Source organism: Gordonia sp. JH63, assembly GCF_009856645.1.
GTDB lineage: Bacteria > Actinomycetota > Actinomycetes > Mycobacteriales > Mycobacteriaceae > Gordonia > Gordonia hongkongensis.
This window is the reverse complement of sequence record NZ_CP047235.1, coordinates 5,101,032-5,119,296: the sequence shown is the minus strand read 5'-3', so window position 1 is coordinate 5,119,296 and position 18,265 is coordinate 5,101,032. Positions and strand designations below refer to the sequence as shown.

Here is an 18,265-nt window from a genome sequence, read left to right as displayed (position 1 = left end):
GTGGCAACGCGTAGCTGCCAGCGAATTCACAGTGATCGGTCAACCCCCTCATAACCTGCGAGTTCACTCTCGATACATGAGAAAGAACAAGCACATCTCCTCGGTCCCGCTCGTCGTCCTCGACGACCCTGCTGCCATCGACCACGCGTACGACCTGTTCCGTCGCGACATCCCGCTGGCTGTCGTCAGCAGTCAGTACTCCGCAGTCCTGCCGTTCATGCTCGGCAACAACGGGCAGACCGCGGCATTCGTCGCCGACGTTGACGACCCCGACCAGCTCGCGGAGGCGATCGTGATCATCGAACGCCGTTTCGGCCGAGTCGGTTCGGTCATCCGCTACGCGGCCGACATTCCGGCGGTGGCGGTGTGAGTGTCGTGGAGGAGTGAGATCGGACCGGCGGCGGTCCTCCAGAAGGTCATGACGTTCGGCTTCTTGCGTGGCTTCGCGCAGCCTCCGATCGCGGGCACGCTCGGCTCGGGGAGGGGCCAGTTTTGCGGCGAGTCGGGTGGTGGTGCGCCCCGGAATGTCCTCTGTCGCAACGGTGTGCGGTGAGGCGATGCCTGGCCGTCGCGATCCTGAATCAGCGCCCGCCTCGTCGGCGACCGACGACGAAGTCGGATAAGTACTCCGGACTATGAATCGGGGGACGAGGCAGAGCGGTGTGGGTCAAACGCTGGAATCGGTTTGGTGCGTACCGCACCGCGATCAAGCGAGTCACTGTCGTCGCGAGTGACGGCGGCTCGGCCTACTGTAAGAGCCCGCTCAGGGAACGGGGGCGAGTAGGCGCTGCCGGGTGCGGTCGACGATGTGAAGGAAGGTCGCGCTGTCGTCGTAGGCACGGGCCAAGATCAGCCCGCCTTGGATCGCCGCGACCGCGTCCAGGGCACGGTCTGAAGCCTCTTGGTTGGTGAGCCCGCCGCGCCGTAGCGCTTCCGCGAGAGCGTCGACCCAGTCGCTGAAGTAGCTGCGGACCGCGTCGGCGAATGTCTCCTTCTCCTGGCCCAACGTCATTGCCGCGAACAGGCACACGCTCTCGCGGGACATGAAGTAGTCGGCCACCTCTTGTGACATCGCCTCGACCGCTTGAGTTGCGCTCTCGGCCGTGCGAAGTGGCACGAAGACTCGTTCCTCGAACCACTCGCTCACCTGATCGAGAACGGCGCGGGCCATGTCCGTTTTCCCGTCAGGGAAAAAGTGGTACAGGCTGCCGCGGCCGAGTCCGGTCTCTTGCTGGATGACCGACAGCGAGCCGGCTTCGAAGCCTCGCTTGCGGAAGACGCCGGCCAGCGCGCGGACCGCGTCGGATCGGTCGAGGACGGTTCGGGCCATTACAGTCCGAGGTCGCTCAAGCCTGGGTGGTCGGCCGGCCGGGGACCGGAGGCGTCCCAGAAGAACTTGCGCTCGGGCTCCGTGATCGCGACGTCGTTGATGCTCGCGTGGCGGTGGGTCATCAGGCCGTCCTTGTCGAAGTGCCAGTTTTCGTTCCCGTATGCGCGGAACCAGTGGCCGGTGAGATCACGATACTCGTAGGCGAAGCGCACCGCGATGACGTCGCCGGTGAATGCCCAGAGCTCTTTGATGAGTCGGTAGTCGAGCTCGCGGTCCCACTTATCTGTGAGGAATTCGACGATCGCGGCACGGCCCTGGACGAAAGTCGATCGGTTCCGCCACCAACTGTCCTCGCTGTACGCGAGGGAGATGCGCTCGGGGTCACGCGTGTTCCACGCGTCTTCTGCGGCGCGGACCTTCTGGATCGCGGTGGCCTCGGTGAACGGCGGCAGCGGAGGACGAGACATGACAAGCTCCTATCAAGGGCAAGTGTGTACCTATCGGTTCAGTGTGTACTGACCAGTTCGCGGTGTACCAAACGGTACAGACTGGCCCGCCGCCTGTCAACCCGACCCTCTGGCAATGCGGTTACGGGGGCGGGCTCCCAGCTGATGTCCGCGGGACGATTCCGGTACCGAGTGTCTAATGCCTTGTCCAACAGTGATTCACAATTACTGGCTACGACGATCAGGAGGAGTGGCCAGGCTGACACATCTGGGAGATATGCAGGCTGTTGCTGCGGGTAACACCGCATATCCGCTTGCTGCATTGGTCCTGCGTTGATGGCTCACTGTCCGATGACACCGTAGTCGGGAGTTGTGACAGCAGTTTGGGAGGCACTAACCCGCGTTTGCGGCACCCGGATTGGGTAGTTCGCTGCCATCTGAATCGAGATCGCGGGGTTCGGCACAGGCGTGGCCCCGACGGTCGGCCTGCTGACTCCTGTCGAAATACGCTGTGCGAGAACGAATACATGTTGCCAAGTGTGCTAGGACCGATGGGAGGTCGGGGACGTTCGAAGCCCTCGCCAGCAGTAGCGTAGGGGCCCGGTGGTGCCGCCGCTGCTGGCAGAATGCCGTGCCCAGAATGGGCGCGCCCGTTCTGGCAGAGGCGTGGGACGTCGTCGGGCGGCGTATAGGGGAGTATGCGCTTCTGCAGTGCTTACATGACCAACGCGGCGACCACCACAGCGACCGGCATGACAAGACCACCCAGGCTCACCATACGCGTCGACCTTCCTTCTGATGTCCTGCTCCATATCTTGCGAAAGCACTCTAGCGCAAAGCGTTTCGGTTCCAAACAGGGCCGGTGCGACACCGATCCGCGACCGGTCATCGGACATTGCGTGTGCGGCGTGACAGTGTCGAGGCGGGGTAAACCGCTGCCGTCACCCGCTGTCGGGTTGCCCGGCCAGGGCCGGCCGGCGTGGACCGACGTGGTCTGTCGCCGCACCGGCCAACCCGCCAGGGGATCGAGGTGTCACTGCGACGTGGTGAGGAATACAAGGATGGCGGCCGGGGTGATGAGGTAGGCCAGGGCCCATCGTAGGTCATGGTGTGGTGTGGGCGGGGTGTAACGGTGAAATGTGAGGCTGCGGGATGTCATGACTGCAAGTTCGAAGCAAATGGTGGTTTGGTGGTGTGGGACAACAAGAGTCGTCGTAGGGCCGACGCCCGTCCCGTGCGTGAACAAAACGCCACCCTGAGGTCGGGGCGTCCAAATCACTGCGCCTGGGGAGGCGTGAGCCCGGCCGTAGAGGTGTGTGACGCGGTCAGGGCCGTCGAGCGGAAGCCAGCTGCTGTCGAGGGATGCTGTGGAGGCCACAGGCACCCATGCTGGCGGTCAATGTCGGGCCGGGCGTGCGTCGCTGCTGGTCACGAGTGTCGGGTGTGGCTGGTACCGGTGTTCGGATTGATCCGGGTGGAGACGTGGCCGGCCCATGACGTGGGTCCACCAGTGCTGCAGCGGGCTGGGGTCGGGCCAGACGATCGGGTGAAGTTCAGGGGCGGGGGCCGACATCGGTTGGGTCCTTCCTGGGTCATGTCGTCGGAACGTGCCGGGGGTGAACGTCGTGTTCCTAGATAGCACTCGTCTGGGTGAATCGCCACCCGATGCCGAAAGCGGACTACTGCTCTGCTCTTGGGGCGAGTGCTGTTGTGCCGGTGGAGGACTGAGTGCGTTGATCATCGAAAAGATGCTTGGCACTCACTGGCGTTGAGTGCTAATCTGATGGCGCGCAGTGATGGTTGATGTGGTGCCGTCAGCGTGGCGGCACCCGTGGATCAAGGAGGTGTTTGCGATGCTGGGTATCGATCCGTTCTCCATGGTTGATGACTGGGCTCGAGGACTTCTCACCGGCGAGTCCGGCGCTGGCCGACGTACACCGCGATTCATGCCGATCGATGTGTACAAGATCGACGACCACTATTCGTTGATTGCCGACCTGCCTGGTGCTGATCCTGGTTCGATCGATCTCAACGTCGACAACGGGGTGTTGACCTTGTCGGCGCATCGCAGCGCACTCTCGGATGAGGGTGTGCAGTGGTTGGCCAACGAGCGTTTCGCCGGCACCTATCGTCGGCAGATCACTCTGGGTGAGGGTGTCGATCCGGCGAAGATCTCTGCTGCCTATGACAACGGTGTGCTCACGGTGACGATCCCGGTGGCCGAGAGAGCCAAGCCTCGCAAGGTGGCCATCGAGCATTCCGGCGACGGACGTCAGGAGATCACCGCCGGCTCCGAGGCGGCCTCGGGCTGACTGACCGGGGAGGTGGTTCGTCACTGTCACCCCAGTACCGGGAGGTCTGAGATGATGATGGGCTGCGTCACGGCTGCGTCGCCAGCCGGATGTGTCGACGTGATCGACGCCGAAGACACCTGGCTGGCCGCTGAAATCGATGCTGTCTTCGCGCAGGTCGGCGATCCGCAACAGGTGCTACCTACCCTCACGTGCGGGGTCGCCACCGTTCGGCGCCGGGTACCTGGTTCAAGCCGAACCGCCGCTCGCATCGCGCACCTGCGGCCGCGACACCGAGTGGTGAGGCGAGGTGGGCGGCAGCGTGGCCCGCCCACCTCGATCTGAGAGCTTCTGAAAGACGCCTGCGTCCGGGAGCCGGAGGGGTTGGCGGTCTCGGGCTCCGGGCGATCGCAGGCAGAAATGGACAAGGATGACACCCGCCGTCCTCCCCGGCGGCCGAGTGCCATCCTTGTCCATATTCAGTTCGACTGATGGACCTTTGCGGATCGCTGATACTGCCGTGATCGCTGTCACGCATCGAGCGTGGCGTGGCATGACCCGAGTGAGGTGGGCGGCCCAGGTTCATTCGGGTGTCTCATGACGAGCCCGACACTTTTGAACAGCCCGACAGTCGATGCTGCTCGCTAGTTGTCTTGGGTAGTGGCACAGTCGCATACGTTGTCACAGATTGAGTGCACTCTGATCGTCCGCGTCGCGCCGAAGCTGTGATCGATCGGCTCCTCGAATGCCATGCCAGCAAGGTGTTCGTGACCATGGTCAGTGTCGGGAACATAGTGATGCATCGGACGCGAAAAGCAGCAACGAGTGACTGTGCAGTGGTAGCGGAGCGTGTCGGTTGCTCTCGACTGTCGGTGTCCGTCGTCTCGCCTCGAGAGCAGAGGATGAAGGCTGTCTGTCAAGACCAACTTCACAACGTCTCGGGCGACGCGCGACACAGCTGTGGGAATGCAACGACACCGGTGCCAGCGGAGACACCTCGCGTGGTCGGCGCCGCCGGCATACACAAGATTGAAAACGATTGTCGAGCAGTCACTGTCATGACGAAGACCATCAATCGCGCCGGTCAGAGCAACCCTCGCGACTTGAGTAACAGATAGTGATCGGCGAGCTTGGCGGCCAGCTTGTCCGGTGGGGCATCCACCACGTCGACGCCGAGCCGGCCCACCGCGGTGGCGGTTCGGTCCCGCAGGGTGAGTGTGCGTGCCGCGGCCGCCGCATCGTAGATTTGCGCGGCGTCGGCGCGCTTGGTGAGCATGGCGTCGAGGGCGGGGTCGGCGACGGAGCCGATGATGACCTTGTAGCGCTGCGCCAGCACTGCCAGCGGGGGCAGCAGCGACTCCTCGACAGCTGCGGGTTCGAGGGGTGTGAGCAGGACCAGCAGCGCGCGCTGCCGCCCGATCTTGGCGACCTCGGCACCGAGCAGGGGCCAATCCGCCTCCAGGAGAGCGGGTTGGAGGTCGGCCATTGCGGTGACGAGGCTGTTGAGCAGCATGGTGCGGCCGACACCGACCACCCGTCGATGGACCCGGCGGTCACCGGCGATGAGATCGACCCGATCGCCGGCGTGCGACGCGAGCGCGGCCAGCAGCAACGCGGCGTCCATCGCGGCGTCGAGGCGCGGGGTGTCGCCCACCCGCCCGGCCGACGTCCGAGATGTGTCCAGGACGATGACGATGTGCCGATCCTTCTCCGGCTGCCAAGTCCGCACCACGGTCGAACGACGCCGGGCGGTGGCCCGCCAGTCGATGCTGCGGACATCGTCACCCTCGACATAGTCACGCAGGGAATCGAATTCGGTTCCCTGACCACGTACGCGCACCGCCGACCGACCGTCGAGCTGACGCAGGTGGGCCAACCGTGACGGCAGCAACCGCCGCGAGTCGAAGGGCGGGAGTGCGCGGACACGGCCCGGCAGCGGCACCGACCGCTGGCGTCCGGAGATGCCGAGGGGACCCACCCGACGGACGGCGACTCGGACCGCGAGTCGGTCACCGCGTCGGGTGGGGGTGAGAGTCGTTGTCACCGAGCGGGTCTCCGCGCGGGGGATGCTGACGCGGTGGGTGTTCGACGAGGCACCCGCCGACGGCTGCCAGCCGTCGCGCAGCACTCCGCGGAACGTCTGAGAGCCGTGGTTGGTGACCGCGATCGAACACGTCGTGCTCTGGCCGAGCCGGATCGGGCCGGGTCCCGACCGCGACATGGTGATCGATTTCGTGGACCCTGCCAGCGCGATGTCGAGGCACACGACCAGGACACAGAACAGCGCCCACAGCACGGGCACGAAGTAGTTCGGCCATATCAGGATGGGCACCGCACCGAGCAGCACCAGGATCAGAAAGCGGCCCGTGAGGAACATCAGCGGGGGACGGGCACCGAGTTGATCGCGGCGTCGAGCACCGAACCCACCGACACTCCTTCGAGTTCGGCCTCTGGGCGCAACGAGAGGCGGTGCGCGAGCGTCGACTGGGCGAGCGCCTGCACGTCGTCGGGGGTTACGAAGTCGCGGCCGTTCAGCCACGCCCATGCCCGGCTCGTGCCGAGCAATGCGGTGGCGCCGCGTGGACTGACGCCGAGGGCCAGTGACGGCGAGAATCGGGTGGCCCGGGCGATGTCGACGATGTAGGCGGTGACCTGCGGGGCGACCGTCACCCGGCGGACCTGCTCGGCGCCGGTCTCGATGTCGGCGGCCGAGGCGACCGGACGGAGGCCGGCGGCGGACAGATCCCGCGGATCGAATCCGGATGCGTGCCGCGTCAGGACGGTGATCTCGTCGTCGCGAGGGGGGAGCGGCAGGGTGACCTTCAGCAGGAAGCGGTCGAGCTGGGCTTCGGGCAACGGGTAGGTGCCCTCGTACTCGACCGGGTTCTGCGTCGCCGCGACGAGGAACGGGCTCGGCAGCGGTCGGGGATCCCCGTCGACGGTGACCTGTCGCTCCTCCATCGCCTCGAGCAACGATGCCTGGGTCTTCGGCGGCGTGCGGTTGATCTCGTCCGCCAGCAAGAGATTGGTGAACACCGGTCCCTCGCGGAACGTGAATTCGGAGCTGGCGGAATCGAACACGAGCGAGCCGGTGACATCACCGGGCATGAGGTCAGGCGTGAACTGCACGCGCTTGGTCTCGACGTCGAGCGCGGCCGCCACCGACCGGACGAGCAGCGTCTTGGCGACGCCGGGAACGCCTTCGAGCAGGATGTGTCCACGGCAGAGCAGCGCGATCAGGATGCCCGCCACCGCCGGGTCCTGGCCGACGACGGCCTTCCCGACCTCGCCGCGGACGGCCCCGAGTGCATCGCGGGCGCGGTTCGGCCCTCCGCCGGGTCGGTGGTCGGTGTGGTCCGGTGGTGGCCCGGCCGGTGCCTTGGCGAACGGGTCCGCGTGTGAGGATGCGTCCGGGGCGAACGGACCGGGGCCTGGGTTGCGCGACGGGTCGACGGTCATGGCGTGTGTCGGACTTCCTTCTCGAGGTTGGTCAGTTCGGCGGTGAAATGCACGAGCTGGGCGTCGGTGGTGGGGAGCGGGCCGGACAGCAGCGACCGGACCTCGCCCAGATCGCGGTGCGTCGCCCCCACCACGGCGAGGACGATCGCCGACACCATCGGGTCCGAGTTCTCGGTCGGCGCGACGACGGTGTCCCAGTCGGGTCGGGACAGTGCGTCGGTGGCACGGGCGGCGTCGAACGGAAGTCCCAGATACGACGCCAGCGAACCCAGTGTGTGGATGCGCAGCGCCGCCGCGGCGCGCGCGTCGGCACGGGCGCGGTGGTACATCCGGCCCCGCGCCCGGGTGGTCTCGACCGCCTTGACGACCGCCGGGAGCGGCTCGGTGACCAGCGGACCGAATCGCCTGCCCCGCCACAACATCAGGGCCAGAACCGCGAAGACGGTCAACACGATCAGCGGCCCGACCGCGGCCGGGATGTCGGACTCCTCCTCCTCGGTCGCCACTTGGTCGGTGACGAAGGGCACGTACCAAAGGATCTCGTCGGAGCTCGCGAAGACCCGCACGGCGACGCCGGCGTTGTCCTGCTGTGCGAGTTGCTCGTTGGAGAGCATTGTGCCGCTGACCACGACGAACTCGGGGCGGTCGGCGGTGCGGGGCACCACGACGAGATTCGATGTCCCGTCGGACGTGAAGCAGGCGGTGGCCGCGGGGGAGGTCGGCGAGTATCCGAACGGACTGAAATCGACGACGTCGGTCTCGTCGATGCCGGGCGTGCGGCAACCCGCGGGAACCGCTGCCGGGCCGGCGCCGTAACCGGACGTGACGGGCAGGTCGAGCGCGGTGAGCACCGTGGTGTCCGGCGCGATCAGGATCACGCGGTCGGCGTCCTGCACACGCTCGCGGAACTGTTGCGTCGTACCGGGATTCAGCGACGAGGTCGAGCTCACCACCACCGTGGTCCCGTGGCCGGGACGAGGGGCGTCGGTGAACTCCTCGAGTCCGCGCACCTGCCGGAGGTCGGCCCCGTGGTCGTCGAGGATCTGAGCGAGAGCGCGCGATCCGGTGGGCTGGGCGTTGTCGGGGTCGTAGCTGACGCCGGGACCGGGCGTGCCCTGCACCCCGGTGAGTGCCGTGACACCGAGGAGTCCGACGCCGGCGACCACGACGACCACCACCAGCACGATGGTCACCCAGATCCACGCCGGCGTCTTGCTCTTCCCGGGCGCCGGTCGCATCGGCGTCGACGAGACGGGTCCGGGTGGCGTCGCCTGCACGGTGTCGGTCATCGGGGCACCGCCAGTCGCCTCGACCGGACCGAGTCCTCGTCGACCGGCCGTGCGGACGAGACCCCGCGCTCGATGTCGAGGACCGCGCGCGCGGATTCGGCCGATGCGTGTCGGTCGCCGTAGGCGATGGCGTCGAACATGTCTGTCGCCGTCTGCAATCCGGAGTCGTAGGTGGGAAAGCGGGGTCCGAGGTCGACAGCGACCTCGTGGGCGGTCAGGGACGGCTCATCGGCCAGCAGGCCGCGCTCGATACCGCGACGGGCCACGGCACGCACGGCGGCGAGCACGCACTCGTCGTACCGGCCTGCGGCGAAGGCGGCGTCGGCGTCGGACCGGAAGTCGGCCGCGGACCGGGCCGGACCTGTCAGCACCGACCCCGTTGGCGGGCCAGCGCTGGTGCGAGGAATTCGTGGGTTGCGTCGGAGATGCCGGACGACCGCGACGACGAGCCCGAGGACGAGGGCGATCGCCACGACGATCACGATGCCCCGAAGGGTGTCGGAGCCGCCGAACCAGCTGAAGACGTTGTCGGCGATCCACTCCCAGAGCCGCTCACCGAAGCGGTCGAACCACGACGGTTCGGGCGGTTGATACTCGGAGTCGGACAGCTCCTCCTCGGCCCACCGGCGTGCTTCGTCGTTGCCGGGGTCCAATGGCGCAGCGAGAACTCCGATCACCGGTCGCCCTGTCCGGAGAAGAACGGCGTCGGGGCCGCCTCGGCGCGTGCATCGTCGTAGAGGACGGCCGGGACGACGGTCAGTACCGGTTGCACGACCATCGACGCCACGACGATGCCAATCACCGCGACGACGGTCTCGGTGCCACGGGCGTCCCCGTCGGCGAACCACACGCCGGCGATCGATCCGAGAAGATCGAAGGGGTACATCATCGTCGTCATCGCGACCCACGCCAGCACGACCATGACCGCCAGGATGCCGAAGGTCCGCCAGAACCGCTCCGCCGACAACGACCCCGAGCGGGCGATCGCGCCTCGCACGGAGAGGCCGTCGACCACGATCGCAGGCGCCGTGAACACCGTGCGTACCAGCAGCCACGTCACCTGGATGAGCGCGACGAGGAAGAGGAGGAGACTCCCGGCGATCAGTACGATTCCGTCGGAGCTGACTCCCAGACCGAGGAGTGCGATGCCCGGGGTGAACGCCGCCGCGACGGCGAGTCCCAGGAGGGCGGTCCACCCCGACAGTCGGGCGAGGGACCGGCGACCCGCGCGCAGGGCGTCGTCGAGCGTCGGTACGGACCCGGCGCGCAGGCGGGCCAGGGGACGGGCGGCGAGACCGCTGAGTGCGCCCGTCATGACGGCCCACTGCGCAAAGACAGTGAGGACGAACGCGGTGACCGGTGCCAGGCTCGCCCAGTCGTCCGGGTCGTCGAGGGTCGGTTCGGCGCTCACCAGCCACCAGGTGATGAGCGCGACTGGTGCCGCCGCCGCGCCCCAGCTCACGCCGACGAGGCCCAGGAAGACACGCGGTGCCGCGAACGTGGTCGAGAAGATCTGTTGCAGCAGTGCGCTGACGGGCGTCGGCCGTCGTGGCGGCATCCACCCCGCCCACCCGTTCCCCGGAAGGGGAGCACTCGAGCCAGGTGGGGTCGACATCGCCGAACCCCATTGCGGCTGCGGTCCGGGCACGGTAGGCGGCCGCGGTGTGGGTGGACCCTGCGGCGGTCCCGCATCTGGCACCGGGCTCCACTCGTCGGAGACGACGGGCGGCTGCCACGGGGGCTCGCCGGACGGTGGTGGAGGTACGCGCGGCGGCTCGGTCATCGAGAGGTGCACCGGCCTTTCCGCACGCGGGGAAACTGTGCGGCGAACGTATCAAACAACTCCGACCGGGCACCGAAATCATCCACCGGTTGACGGACGCCGTGCTACCGTGCTGAATTAGAACACGTTCTACTTTTCTGGAGGATTCATGACCGTGGAACAAGCCGGGCTCGCCGAGAAGATCGACGCGGCCGTCGACTCTTATATCGAGCTGCTCAACTCGGGTACCGCAGAGCAGATCGCCGACCTCTACGCCGCGGACGCGACCGTCGAAGACCCCATCGGCGCGGACATCCGCGACACCCGCGAGCAGCTGGTGGAGTTCTACTCGGTGATCACCGGTATGGACGAGCGCACCGCGACGCTCAAGTGGAAGAAGATCGCCGGCGACACCGCGGTCTTCGAGTTCACCCTGGTCACCAAGACCGCCGGACTCGCCTTCGAGATCACCCCCGTCGACATCATGGTCTTCGACGCCGAGGGCAAGGTGTCGACGATGCGCGCGGTCTGGCAGCAGTCGGATCTCAAGCAACTCTGACCGCGATCCCTCCGCTCCTGAGAGAGCCCGGAGCTTGCGGAGGGCGAGTCAGCCTTGCTCCCTGAGGTGCGAGGAGCGCAAGCGACGAGCCACGAAGGGCCTGGTGGACGGCGGTTTCTAGCGATCCCCCAGACGTCTTGCGGGCCCTTCGTGGCTCGCTTCGCTCGCACCTCAGGGAGCAGAGAATACGGACGCTCAGGAAGGGTCAGCCCCGCCCCGTCGGCCTCAGCACGATTTCTTCGGGGTGGGCGTCGGCCGGGGTGGCGATGGCGTGTACGACTGCTCGGGCGACGGTCGCGGGATGCAGGAACCGCGACCCGTCGTACTCGTCTCCTTCGATGGCGACGATGTCGCGCTGCATGTCGGTGTCGATGCGGCCGGGGAAGACGGACGTCACCCGGAGGGTCGGTTCCTCGACACGCAGCCCGTCGGCGAGCGCCCGCGCCGCGAACTTGCTTGCTGCATAGGGGGTCCATCCGGGGTTGACCCGACGTCCCGCGCCGGAGTTGATGAACACGACGTGGCCCGCAGCCGCTCGCAGAGCGGGGAGCAGCAGCCGCGTCAGCTCGGCGGCCGCGATGAGATTCACCTCGAGGATGTGACGCCATTCCTCGACCGGCGTCTCCGCGACGTGCTCGAGACTGCTGGCTACTCCGGCGTTGTGGACGAGGACATCGAGCTCGGTGATCGCCTCGACCGCGGCTTCGACCTCGTCGTAGTCGGTGAGGTCGACGGCGAAGGTGCTCGCGCCGTCGAGTTCGGTCGCCAGCCGATCGAGTTCGGGGGAGGGTCGTCCGCCGAGCAGGAGGTCGTGGGTCGGCGCGAGCTGGCGGGCGATCTCGGCTCCGAGGCCGCGGCTCGCCCCGGTGATCAACGCGGTGGGCACCTCTCGACCCTACTGCGAATCCGTGGGCGGCAGCCCCGTCGGGCTCGATGAGCAGACGCCGACGTCGCGGGGCACAATCGTCGACGTGGCCAGGTACGGATTCACCCCAACGCAGCTGTCGGCACGTGCCGCGTACCTGCTTCGAGGCAACGACCTGGGCACGATGACAAGCGCTGCGCCCAAGTTGTATCCGCACATGTGGAGCTGGGATGCGGCGTTCGTCACGGTCGGTCTCGCACCGTTGTCGGTGGAGCGGGCCGTCATCGAGATGGACACCCTGCTGTCGGCGCAGTGGCGCAACGGGATGATTCCGCACATCGTCTTCGCGAACGGCCGCGACGGCTACTTCCCGGGGCCGGCTCGCTGGGAGTGCGCCCGCCTCGCCGAGTGCGCGCCCGACTTCCCCGACACGTCCGGTATCACCCAGCCGCCGGTGCATGCGATCGCGGTGCAGCGCATCCTCGATCACTCCCGACGCCACGGTCGCACCACCCGCGCCGTCGCCAACGAGTTCATCGACCGGCGCTGGAGTTCGCTGGTGCGGTGGCACCGGTGGCTGGCACACGCGCGAGACCCCAACGGGCGCGGGCGGATCACCATCTTCCACGGCTGGGAGTCGGGGATGGACAACTCGCCACGCTGGGATTCCGCGTACGCCAACGTGATCCCCGGGGTGGACCTCCCCCCGTACCAACGCGCCGACCTCGATCACGTCGACGACTTCTCGATGCGGCCCACCGACCTCGAGTACGACCGTTACATCTGGCTGGTCGAACAGATGAAGCGCGCCAACTACGACGACGAATTGCTCCCGAAGGTGATGAGCTTCGCCGTCGAGGATGTGTTCGTCAGCGCGATCTTCGCCGTTGCCTGCGACGTGCTGGCGACGATCGGCGAGGATTACTCCAAGCCGCGGTCGGACGTGCGGGATCTCCGCGCGTGGGCTGACCGGTTCCGGGCCGGGGTCGTGTCCGCCGCCAACGACCGGAACGGTGCCGCACGGGATTTCGACCTGCGCGCCAACTCGTGGATCAACACCGAGACGATCGCGGTGTTCGCGCCGCTGCTATGCGGCGGCCTCTCCCGGGACCGCGAACGCGCGCTGCTGCGACTCTTCGACGGTCCGCGGTACTGCGGCCACCCGGATCTGCGGTATGCGGTCCCGCCGTCGACGTCACCGATCTCGGCCGACTTCCGCCCGCGCGAGTACTGGCGCGGGCCCGTCTGGCCGGTGATGACCTGGCTCTTCAGCTGGGCGTTCGCCCGCCGTGGCTGGACCGAGCGGTCGGCGCGCCTGCGCGAGGAAGGACTCCGCCAGGCCACCGACGGGACGTTCGCCGAGTACTACGAGCCGTTCACCGGGGAGCCGCTCGGCAGCATGCAGCAGAGCTGGACCGCGGCGTCGGTGCTGGACTGGCTCGACTGAGCTGGTGCGGATTCGCCACATGTTGCAGCGAATAGTGTCGTCCTGGTGCCGTTTCCGTCCCGCTGATGGCATCCCATCAGCAGGACGGAACCGGGCCCGAGGGAAGGCCCGGGCCGCCTGAGCTCTCTGCCGTGGCCGCGTTGCGGGCCGCGAGGACGCCGAAGGCCGCGGCGAGTTCGGCCGGGTATACGACTTCGACGGAACAGTCGAACCGGTTGAGCGACGCGGCCATCCCGATCCATGACCAGGAGCCGAGTTCCACACTGCAACAATCGAAGTCGAGTTCTTCGACGGTGCCGTCGCCGGCGAACGGGGCGACATCGCGGGCAGGCAGGTCGAGTATCACCTTGCCGCGGCACGGCCACGTGTCGGAATCGGTCGAGCCCTTGAACCGGGCGGCGACGAACGATGCGGGGTCTCCCGTCGGTAGGTCGCGCCGAGTGAACTGCGGACCGGTGGGTACTCGCGGGCTCATTCGATCGGCACGGAAGATGCGCCAGTCGTCTCGCTCGAGATCCCACGCCACCAGGTACCAGCGTCCCCGAGCGGTCAGGAGGTGGTGCGGTTCCACCCGGCGCGGTGGTGAGACGTCGGGAACCGATGCAGTGGAACGAGAATCAGCTGACTCGGGTGAGCCGACACGGCGTGCGTAGTCGAACCGGAGGACGTGGCGGTGGTGGACGGCCCGCGATATCGCGCTCAGCACATCCGGCCCAGCCAGATCGGTCTCGGGGCCACCGGCGGTGACGGGGAGCGCATCGAGACGATGGCGGAGACGGGAGGGCATGAGTTGCCGGACGGTCGCCAGCGCACGTGCGGCCGGCTCACCGACATCCACACCGGTGGCGCTCGCGGTCTGCAGGGCGAGCGCGAGGGCGACCACCTGGTCGTCGTCGAAGAGCAGCGGCGGCAACTCCGCGCCGGCCTCGAGTCTATAACCGCCCTCGGGTCCCATCGTCGCCTGGATGTTGTAGCCCATGTCGCGCAGACGGTCCACGTCCCGTCGGATGGTGCGGTGGCTGACCTCCAGACGGTCGGCCAGCAGCGCGCCGGGCCAGTCCCGCCGCGTCTGCAGCAGAGACAGCAGCCGTAGGTGCCGGGCGGTCGGTGTGCGCACCAGACAAATGTAGTTCGCAGTGGCGGACACAAGGTGACCTACTCACGGGCGATCGTCGTCTGTGCGACCGAGAATCGGTCGGCAACGCGACACACATCCAGGAGAATGATGATCACCACCACCACGCACCTCAACTTCCGTGGCGATGCACGCCCGGCCCTGGAGTTCTACCGGTCGGTCTTCGGCGGCCAGATGGTCATCCGGACCTACGGCGACTTCGGGATGCCCGCCGAGGCGCCCGGTGCTGACGACGTGGTCTTCGGATCGGTCGTATCAGACAACGGGTTCCGAGTGATGGCGTATGACGTTCCGGGTCCGGCGGGTGTTTCGGCAGACGTTGCCGGCACGACGAGACGCGAGAACGGGATGACGGTCACCGACGCGTCCTTCTTCGTCTCCGTCCGAGGGGAGACCCTCGACGAAGTGCAGCAGTTCTGGGACGGGCTGTCCGTCGGGGCGTCGACCGTCGAACCGCTCGCCGCGTCGCAGTGGAGTCCCGGTTTCGGCATGCTGACCGACAGATTCGGGGTCACCTGGGTCCTCGACGTCGCGTCCTGACGCGTGCCCCGGTCAGTGCGGTGCGGACGCTCGAAGTCCGTACCCCGGGCCGGGGCGACCCATCGTGGGCGGTCACACCGAGAAGAAGCTCGCGAAGCGCTCGCGGCGAGCGCTTGCTTTGCGTCGCCGATGAATCTCGGGGTTCTCGTCCTGGTCGGCGACGACGACGATCGACGCCGGGACCCATGTGGCCGCCAGCGAGATGATCATCGACCGCACCGCTGAGGAGGTGGAACGCGGGCCCGAGCGTCCGTGTCGGCGTCGCCGGAGTCGGCGGTCTGGGACCCCTCGCCGTGAAGTTCGCGGTGGCGCTCTGCGCCGAGGTCACGGCGTGCACCTCGACCGCCGCCAAGGTCCCCGATGGCCGGGCGCTCGGAGCGCACACGGTGGCGGTGGCCACGTCGCCCGACGACTTCGCCGCGGACGTCGAGGTGTTTCCGTCGAGCCAGGTCGACGTCGCGCTGGACCGCCTTCGCCGAGGGGAGGTGCGGCACCGCTTCGTCCTCGACATGAGTGACCTCTGATCACAGCTCCCGCATCCGACGGCACACGTCGTCGTAGACGTCCACGAGTGGCCGGGGCGTCCCCGACGACCCGGGACGCTCGTTGATCTCGACCCATTCCTCGAAGGCGCACTGCACCTCGAGATTGGCGATCTCCAGGATCATCCGTAGCTGACCGCGAGTTCGCGCCGAGCTGCGGTCGCCCAGGGCCTCGGGCCGTCGGCGTGACTTGTCGGCGTAGCGGCCGAGGGCGGCTCGGCTCAGGGTGGGTGTCGCGAGTACGAGTTTCTGCACGCGCATGAAATGGGCGGACACGTCGTCGCTGCGATCACCGAACCCCTCCAGCAGCTGCCGGTAGACGCCCTCGATGTCGGCGAGCGACAGGGCATCGGGGTCGGTGCCGGCCAGATGGTCGTCGAGTGCCTGGTCGAAACCGAAGCGGTCGAAGAGCACGCACTCTTCCTTGGTCGGGAAGTACCGGAAGAACGTGCGCGGGGAGACCCCGGCGGCAGCGGCGATCTCGTCGACCGTCGTCTCGTCGAATCCGTTGCGCTCGAACAGATCCACTGCGGCCTCGTGGATCTCCAGGCGCGTCGCATCTCGACGGCGGGCCCGCAACCCGCCGGTCTCGGAGGATTCCGGCATGGGTCGAGACTAGCGGTCGACCGGCGCAGGTGTCAGTCGGTGCCAGCCTGGCAGTCCCTGCCATTTTTCGGTAGCGTCGCCGTGTGATCGACCCGGACCACCACAGCGATGAGAGAACGACAGTGACCGAGAACGCCGCCCTCCCGGGCACCGACAACCGCACCGACACCGGCACGGATCGCAGCGCCGTGCTGCTCATCGGGGTCTTGCTGGTCGCGGCCTTCGTGGTGATCCTGAACGAGACGATCCTGAGCGTCGCACTGCCCACCCTGATGGCCGACCTCGAGATCACCGCCGCCACCGCGCAATGGCTCACCAGCGGGTTCCTGCTGACGATGGCGATCGTCATCCCGATCACCGGCTACCTGATGCAGCGCTTCACCCTGCGGTCGATCTACATCGCGGCGATGACGTTGTTCACGATCGGCACCCTCGCCGCCGCCCTCGCGCCGGGCTTCGAACTCCTGATCGTCGCCCGCGTGGTGCAGGCGTCCGGCACCGCGCTCATGGTCCCGCTGCTGATGACGACGATCCTGAACGTCGTCCCGGAGCAGAATCGGGGCCGCACGATGGGACTGGTCTCCATCGTCATCGCCGTCGCGCCGGCCGTCGGTCCGACGGTGTCCGGCCTGATCCTGCAGTCCCTCAGCTGGCGAGCCATGTTCTGGATCGTGCTGCCCATCGCGATCGGTGCGCTGATCCTCGGCGGGGTGTTCGTCCGCAACGTCACCGAACGGCGGCCCGCGCAGCTCGACCTCATCTCGGTCCCGTTGTCGGCTCTCGGCTTCGGCGGTGTCGTCTACGGTCTCAGCAGCATCGGGGAGTCGGCGGGTGGGCACGCCCCGATCCCACCGTGGGTGCCACTCGTCATCGGCGCCGTCGCGCTCGCGTTGTTCGTCGTGCGACAGCTCAAACTCGCCGACCGCGGCTTGGCACTGCTCGACCTGCGGACCTTCGCGATCGCACCGTTCCGCTTGGCCGTCGTGCTGATGGCCGGGTTCATGCTGACGCTCTTCGGCGCGCTCATCCTGCTTCCCCTTTTCCTACAGAACGTGATGGGCAAGGACGTCCTGACCACCGGCCTCGTGCTCCTGCCCGGTGGCCTGGTGATGGGTCTGCTGGCGCCCTTCGTCGGTGCATTGTTCGACAAGGTCGGTGCACGACCACTGGTGCTACCGGGCACCTTGGCCGTCAGTGCCGGCACGTGGCTGCTCACCACGCTCGACGCCGGGTCGTCGTTGGGCATGGTGATCGCGGCTCACGTGATCCTCAGTGCTGGTATCGCTTTCGGTCTGACGCCGCTCATGACCTCAGCGCTGGGATTGCTGAGTCCCGAGCTGTACTCGCACGGCAGCGCGACCGTCAGCACCATCCAGCAGGTCGCGGGAGCGGCAGGCACCGCGCTGTTCATCACGCTGATGTCCCGGGGTACACAGTCGGCCATCGACGACGGGGTGAACCCGCTGCAGGCGGGGGCCGACGGCATTTACCTGGCCTTCGTCGTCGCGGCCTGCCTGTCGCTTGTGCTCATCGCAGCGGCCGCGCTCGTCCGTGGCCGAACGGGTGCGCCGGCGGCCCGGGCCGCCGAGTCGGCCTAGCCGCTCGACCGTCGGCCCGGCCGGCTCACCGGGTCCGGTAATCCAGCAGACCGGACCAGAACTCGTCGGGGATCTCGTCGCCGGCGCGCAGCACCTGCGCCAAGCCGGCGGCCATGAAGACGCCGAGCAGACCAAGCCACAGCCCGGACATCGAGATCGTCACCCAGGCGATCACGACAGCGGCCGGCCACGGGTCGAGGATCAACAAGACCGGCGCGAAGAAGAAGCCCGCCCCGATGAACCACGAGGACAGGGCGCGGTCGCACCGCATGACCGCGGTCAGCCACCGCGGACACGAGCCCGTGGGCGCGCGGAGAGCAGCGGGTCTTCTGCCGACGGCGGTCGGTCGGTCGGTCATCGGACACCTCCTCTGCGGATCGTCGTGATCCCAGTGTC

Annotated in this window: 20 protein-coding genes; 7 read left to right on the top strand and 13 right to left on the bottom strand. The window is 67.5% G+C overall.

The features are described 5' to 3' along the window. The first annotated feature begins 76 nt into the window (after positions 1-76). A complete protein-coding gene (locus tag GR168_RS22670) occupies positions 77-370 on the top strand; it encodes a hypothetical protein (protein WP_159371740.1) in 294 nt (97 codons plus the stop codon). A 393-nt stretch (positions 371-763) separates the two neighbouring features. On the opposite strand, the gene GR168_RS22665 is transcribed toward GR168_RS22670, so the two are convergent. The 3 genes from GR168_RS22665 to GR168_RS24170 form a co-directional block, all read right to left on the bottom strand. Continuing rightward, the gene (locus tag GR168_RS22665; RefSeq protein WP_159371739.1) at positions 764-1,330 is read right to left on the bottom strand and encodes a TetR/AcrR family transcriptional regulator; all 567 of its coding nucleotides are present in this window, start codon (positions 1,328-1,330) and stop codon (positions 764-766) included. Then, positions 1,330-1,797 carry a nuclear transport factor 2 family protein gene (locus tag GR168_RS22660; RefSeq protein ID WP_159371738.1) on the bottom strand — a complete coding sequence of 156 codons (468 nt, stop codon included), beginning with the start codon at positions 1,795-1,797 and terminating at the stop codon, positions 1,330-1,332. The genes GR168_RS22665 and GR168_RS22660 overlap by 1 nt, the downstream gene beginning before the upstream one ends. A 1,012-nt stretch (positions 1,798-2,809) precedes the next feature. Next, positions 2,810-2,935, bottom strand: coding sequence for a hypothetical protein (locus GR168_RS24170; protein WP_275406156.1), 126 nt, complete (start codon positions 2,933-2,935; stop codon positions 2,810-2,812). A gap of 694 nt (positions 2,936-3,629) precedes the next feature. On the opposite strand from GR168_RS24170, the gene GR168_RS22655 reads away from it, so the two are divergent. Further along, the gene (locus tag GR168_RS22655; protein ID WP_159371737.1) at positions 3,630-4,088 is read left to right on the top strand and encodes an Hsp20/alpha crystallin family protein; all 459 of its coding nucleotides are present in this window, start codon (positions 3,630-3,632) and stop codon (positions 4,086-4,088) included. A gap of 1,063 nt (positions 4,089-5,151) precedes the next feature. On the opposite strand, the gene GR168_RS22650 is transcribed toward GR168_RS22655, so the two are convergent. The 5 genes from GR168_RS22650 to GR168_RS22630 are packed head-to-tail and all read right to left on the bottom strand — an operon-like array spanning position 5,152 to position 10,430. Beyond that, positions 5,152-6,444: a DUF58 domain-containing protein gene (locus tag GR168_RS22650; RefSeq protein WP_159371736.1), complete on the bottom strand. Its 1,293-nt coding sequence runs from the start codon at positions 6,442-6,444 to the stop codon at positions 5,152-5,154. After that, positions 6,444-7,526, bottom strand: a complete 1,083-nt coding sequence (locus GR168_RS22645) for a MoxR family ATPase (RefSeq protein WP_159371735.1) — start codon at positions 7,524-7,526, stop codon at positions 6,444-6,446. The genes GR168_RS22650 and GR168_RS22645 overlap by 1 nt, the downstream gene beginning before the upstream one ends. Next, complete coding sequence (locus tag GR168_RS22640; RefSeq protein WP_203235877.1) at positions 7,523-8,815, bottom strand: DUF4350 domain-containing protein; 1,293 nt, start codon at positions 8,813-8,815, stop codon at positions 7,523-7,525. Before GR168_RS22640 ends, GR168_RS22645 begins: the two co-directional genes overlap by 4 nt. Beyond that, positions 8,812-9,492: a DUF4129 domain-containing protein gene (locus tag GR168_RS22635; RefSeq protein WP_159371734.1), complete on the bottom strand. Its 681-nt coding sequence runs from the start codon at positions 9,490-9,492 to the stop codon at positions 8,812-8,814. The genes GR168_RS22640 and GR168_RS22635 overlap by 4 nt, the downstream gene beginning before the upstream one ends. After that, complete coding sequence (locus tag GR168_RS22630) at positions 9,489-10,430, bottom strand: hypothetical protein (protein WP_238994976.1); 942 nt, start codon at positions 10,428-10,430, stop codon at positions 9,489-9,491. Before GR168_RS22630 ends, GR168_RS22635 begins: the two co-directional genes overlap by 4 nt. Before the next feature lie 316 nt (positions 10,431-10,746). On the opposite strand from GR168_RS22630, the gene GR168_RS22625 reads away from it, so the two are divergent. Continuing rightward, positions 10,747-11,136: a nuclear transport factor 2 family protein gene (locus GR168_RS22625; protein WP_065631129.1), complete on the top strand. Its 390-nt coding sequence runs from the start codon at positions 10,747-10,749 to the stop codon at positions 11,134-11,136. A gap of 205 nt (positions 11,137-11,341) precedes the next feature. On the opposite strand, the gene GR168_RS22620 is transcribed toward GR168_RS22625, so the two are convergent. Beyond that, a complete protein-coding gene (locus tag GR168_RS22620) occupies positions 11,342-12,022 on the bottom strand; it encodes an SDR family oxidoreductase (RefSeq protein WP_065631128.1) in 681 nt (226 codons plus the stop codon). An 85-nt stretch (positions 12,023-12,107) separates the two neighbouring features. On the opposite strand from GR168_RS22620, the gene GR168_RS22615 reads away from it, so the two are divergent. Continuing rightward, positions 12,108-13,448, top strand: a complete 1,341-nt coding sequence (locus tag GR168_RS22615; protein ID WP_159371733.1) for a glycogen debranching protein — start codon at positions 12,108-12,110, stop codon at positions 13,446-13,448. A 76-nt stretch (positions 13,449-13,524) separates the two neighbouring features. Here GR168_RS22615 and GR168_RS22610 read toward each other — a convergent pair whose 3' ends face one another. Next, positions 13,525-14,565 carry a WYL domain-containing protein gene (locus GR168_RS22610; protein WP_159371732.1) on the bottom strand — a complete coding sequence of 347 codons (1,041 nt, stop codon included), beginning with the start codon at positions 14,563-14,565 and terminating at the stop codon, positions 13,525-13,527. Positions 14,566-14,670: 105 nt separating this feature from the next. Here GR168_RS22610 and GR168_RS22605 point away from each other — a divergent pair, with 105 nt between their 5' ends. Then, on the top strand, positions 14,671-15,123 hold the full coding sequence (locus GR168_RS22605) for a VOC family protein (protein WP_137809183.1): 453 nt from the start codon (positions 14,671-14,673) through the stop codon (positions 15,121-15,123). 72 nt (positions 15,124-15,195) lie between these two features. On the opposite strand, the gene GR168_RS22600 is transcribed toward GR168_RS22605, so the two are convergent. After that, positions 15,196-15,333: a hypothetical protein gene (locus GR168_RS22600; RefSeq protein ID WP_159371731.1), complete on the bottom strand. Its 138-nt coding sequence runs from the start codon at positions 15,331-15,333 to the stop codon at positions 15,196-15,198. A gap of 83 nt (positions 15,334-15,416) precedes the next feature. Here GR168_RS22600 and GR168_RS22595 point away from each other — a divergent pair, with 83 nt between their 5' ends. After that, positions 15,417-15,647 (top strand): hypothetical protein, encoded by a 231-nt coding sequence (locus GR168_RS22595; protein WP_137809184.1) that lies wholly within the window; start codon positions 15,417-15,419, stop codon positions 15,645-15,647. On the opposite strand, the gene GR168_RS22590 is transcribed toward GR168_RS22595, so the two are convergent. Then, positions 15,648-16,271 (bottom strand): TetR family transcriptional regulator, encoded by a 624-nt coding sequence (locus tag GR168_RS22590; protein WP_159371730.1) that lies wholly within the window; start codon positions 16,269-16,271, stop codon positions 15,648-15,650. It lies immediately after the preceding gene. Positions 16,272-16,393: 122 nt separating this feature from the next. Here GR168_RS22590 and GR168_RS22585 point away from each other — a divergent pair, with 122 nt between their 5' ends. Beyond that, positions 16,394-17,869 (top strand): MDR family MFS transporter, encoded by a 1,476-nt coding sequence (locus tag GR168_RS22585; RefSeq protein ID WP_159371729.1) that lies wholly within the window; start codon positions 16,394-16,396, stop codon positions 17,867-17,869. Between the two features lie 25 nt (positions 17,870-17,894). On the opposite strand, the gene GR168_RS22580 is transcribed toward GR168_RS22585, so the two are convergent. Beyond that, positions 17,895-18,227: a hypothetical protein gene (locus GR168_RS22580; RefSeq protein ID WP_159371728.1), complete on the bottom strand. Its 333-nt coding sequence runs from the start codon at positions 18,225-18,227 to the stop codon at positions 17,895-17,897. Between the last annotated feature and the right edge of the window lie 38 nt (positions 18,228-18,265).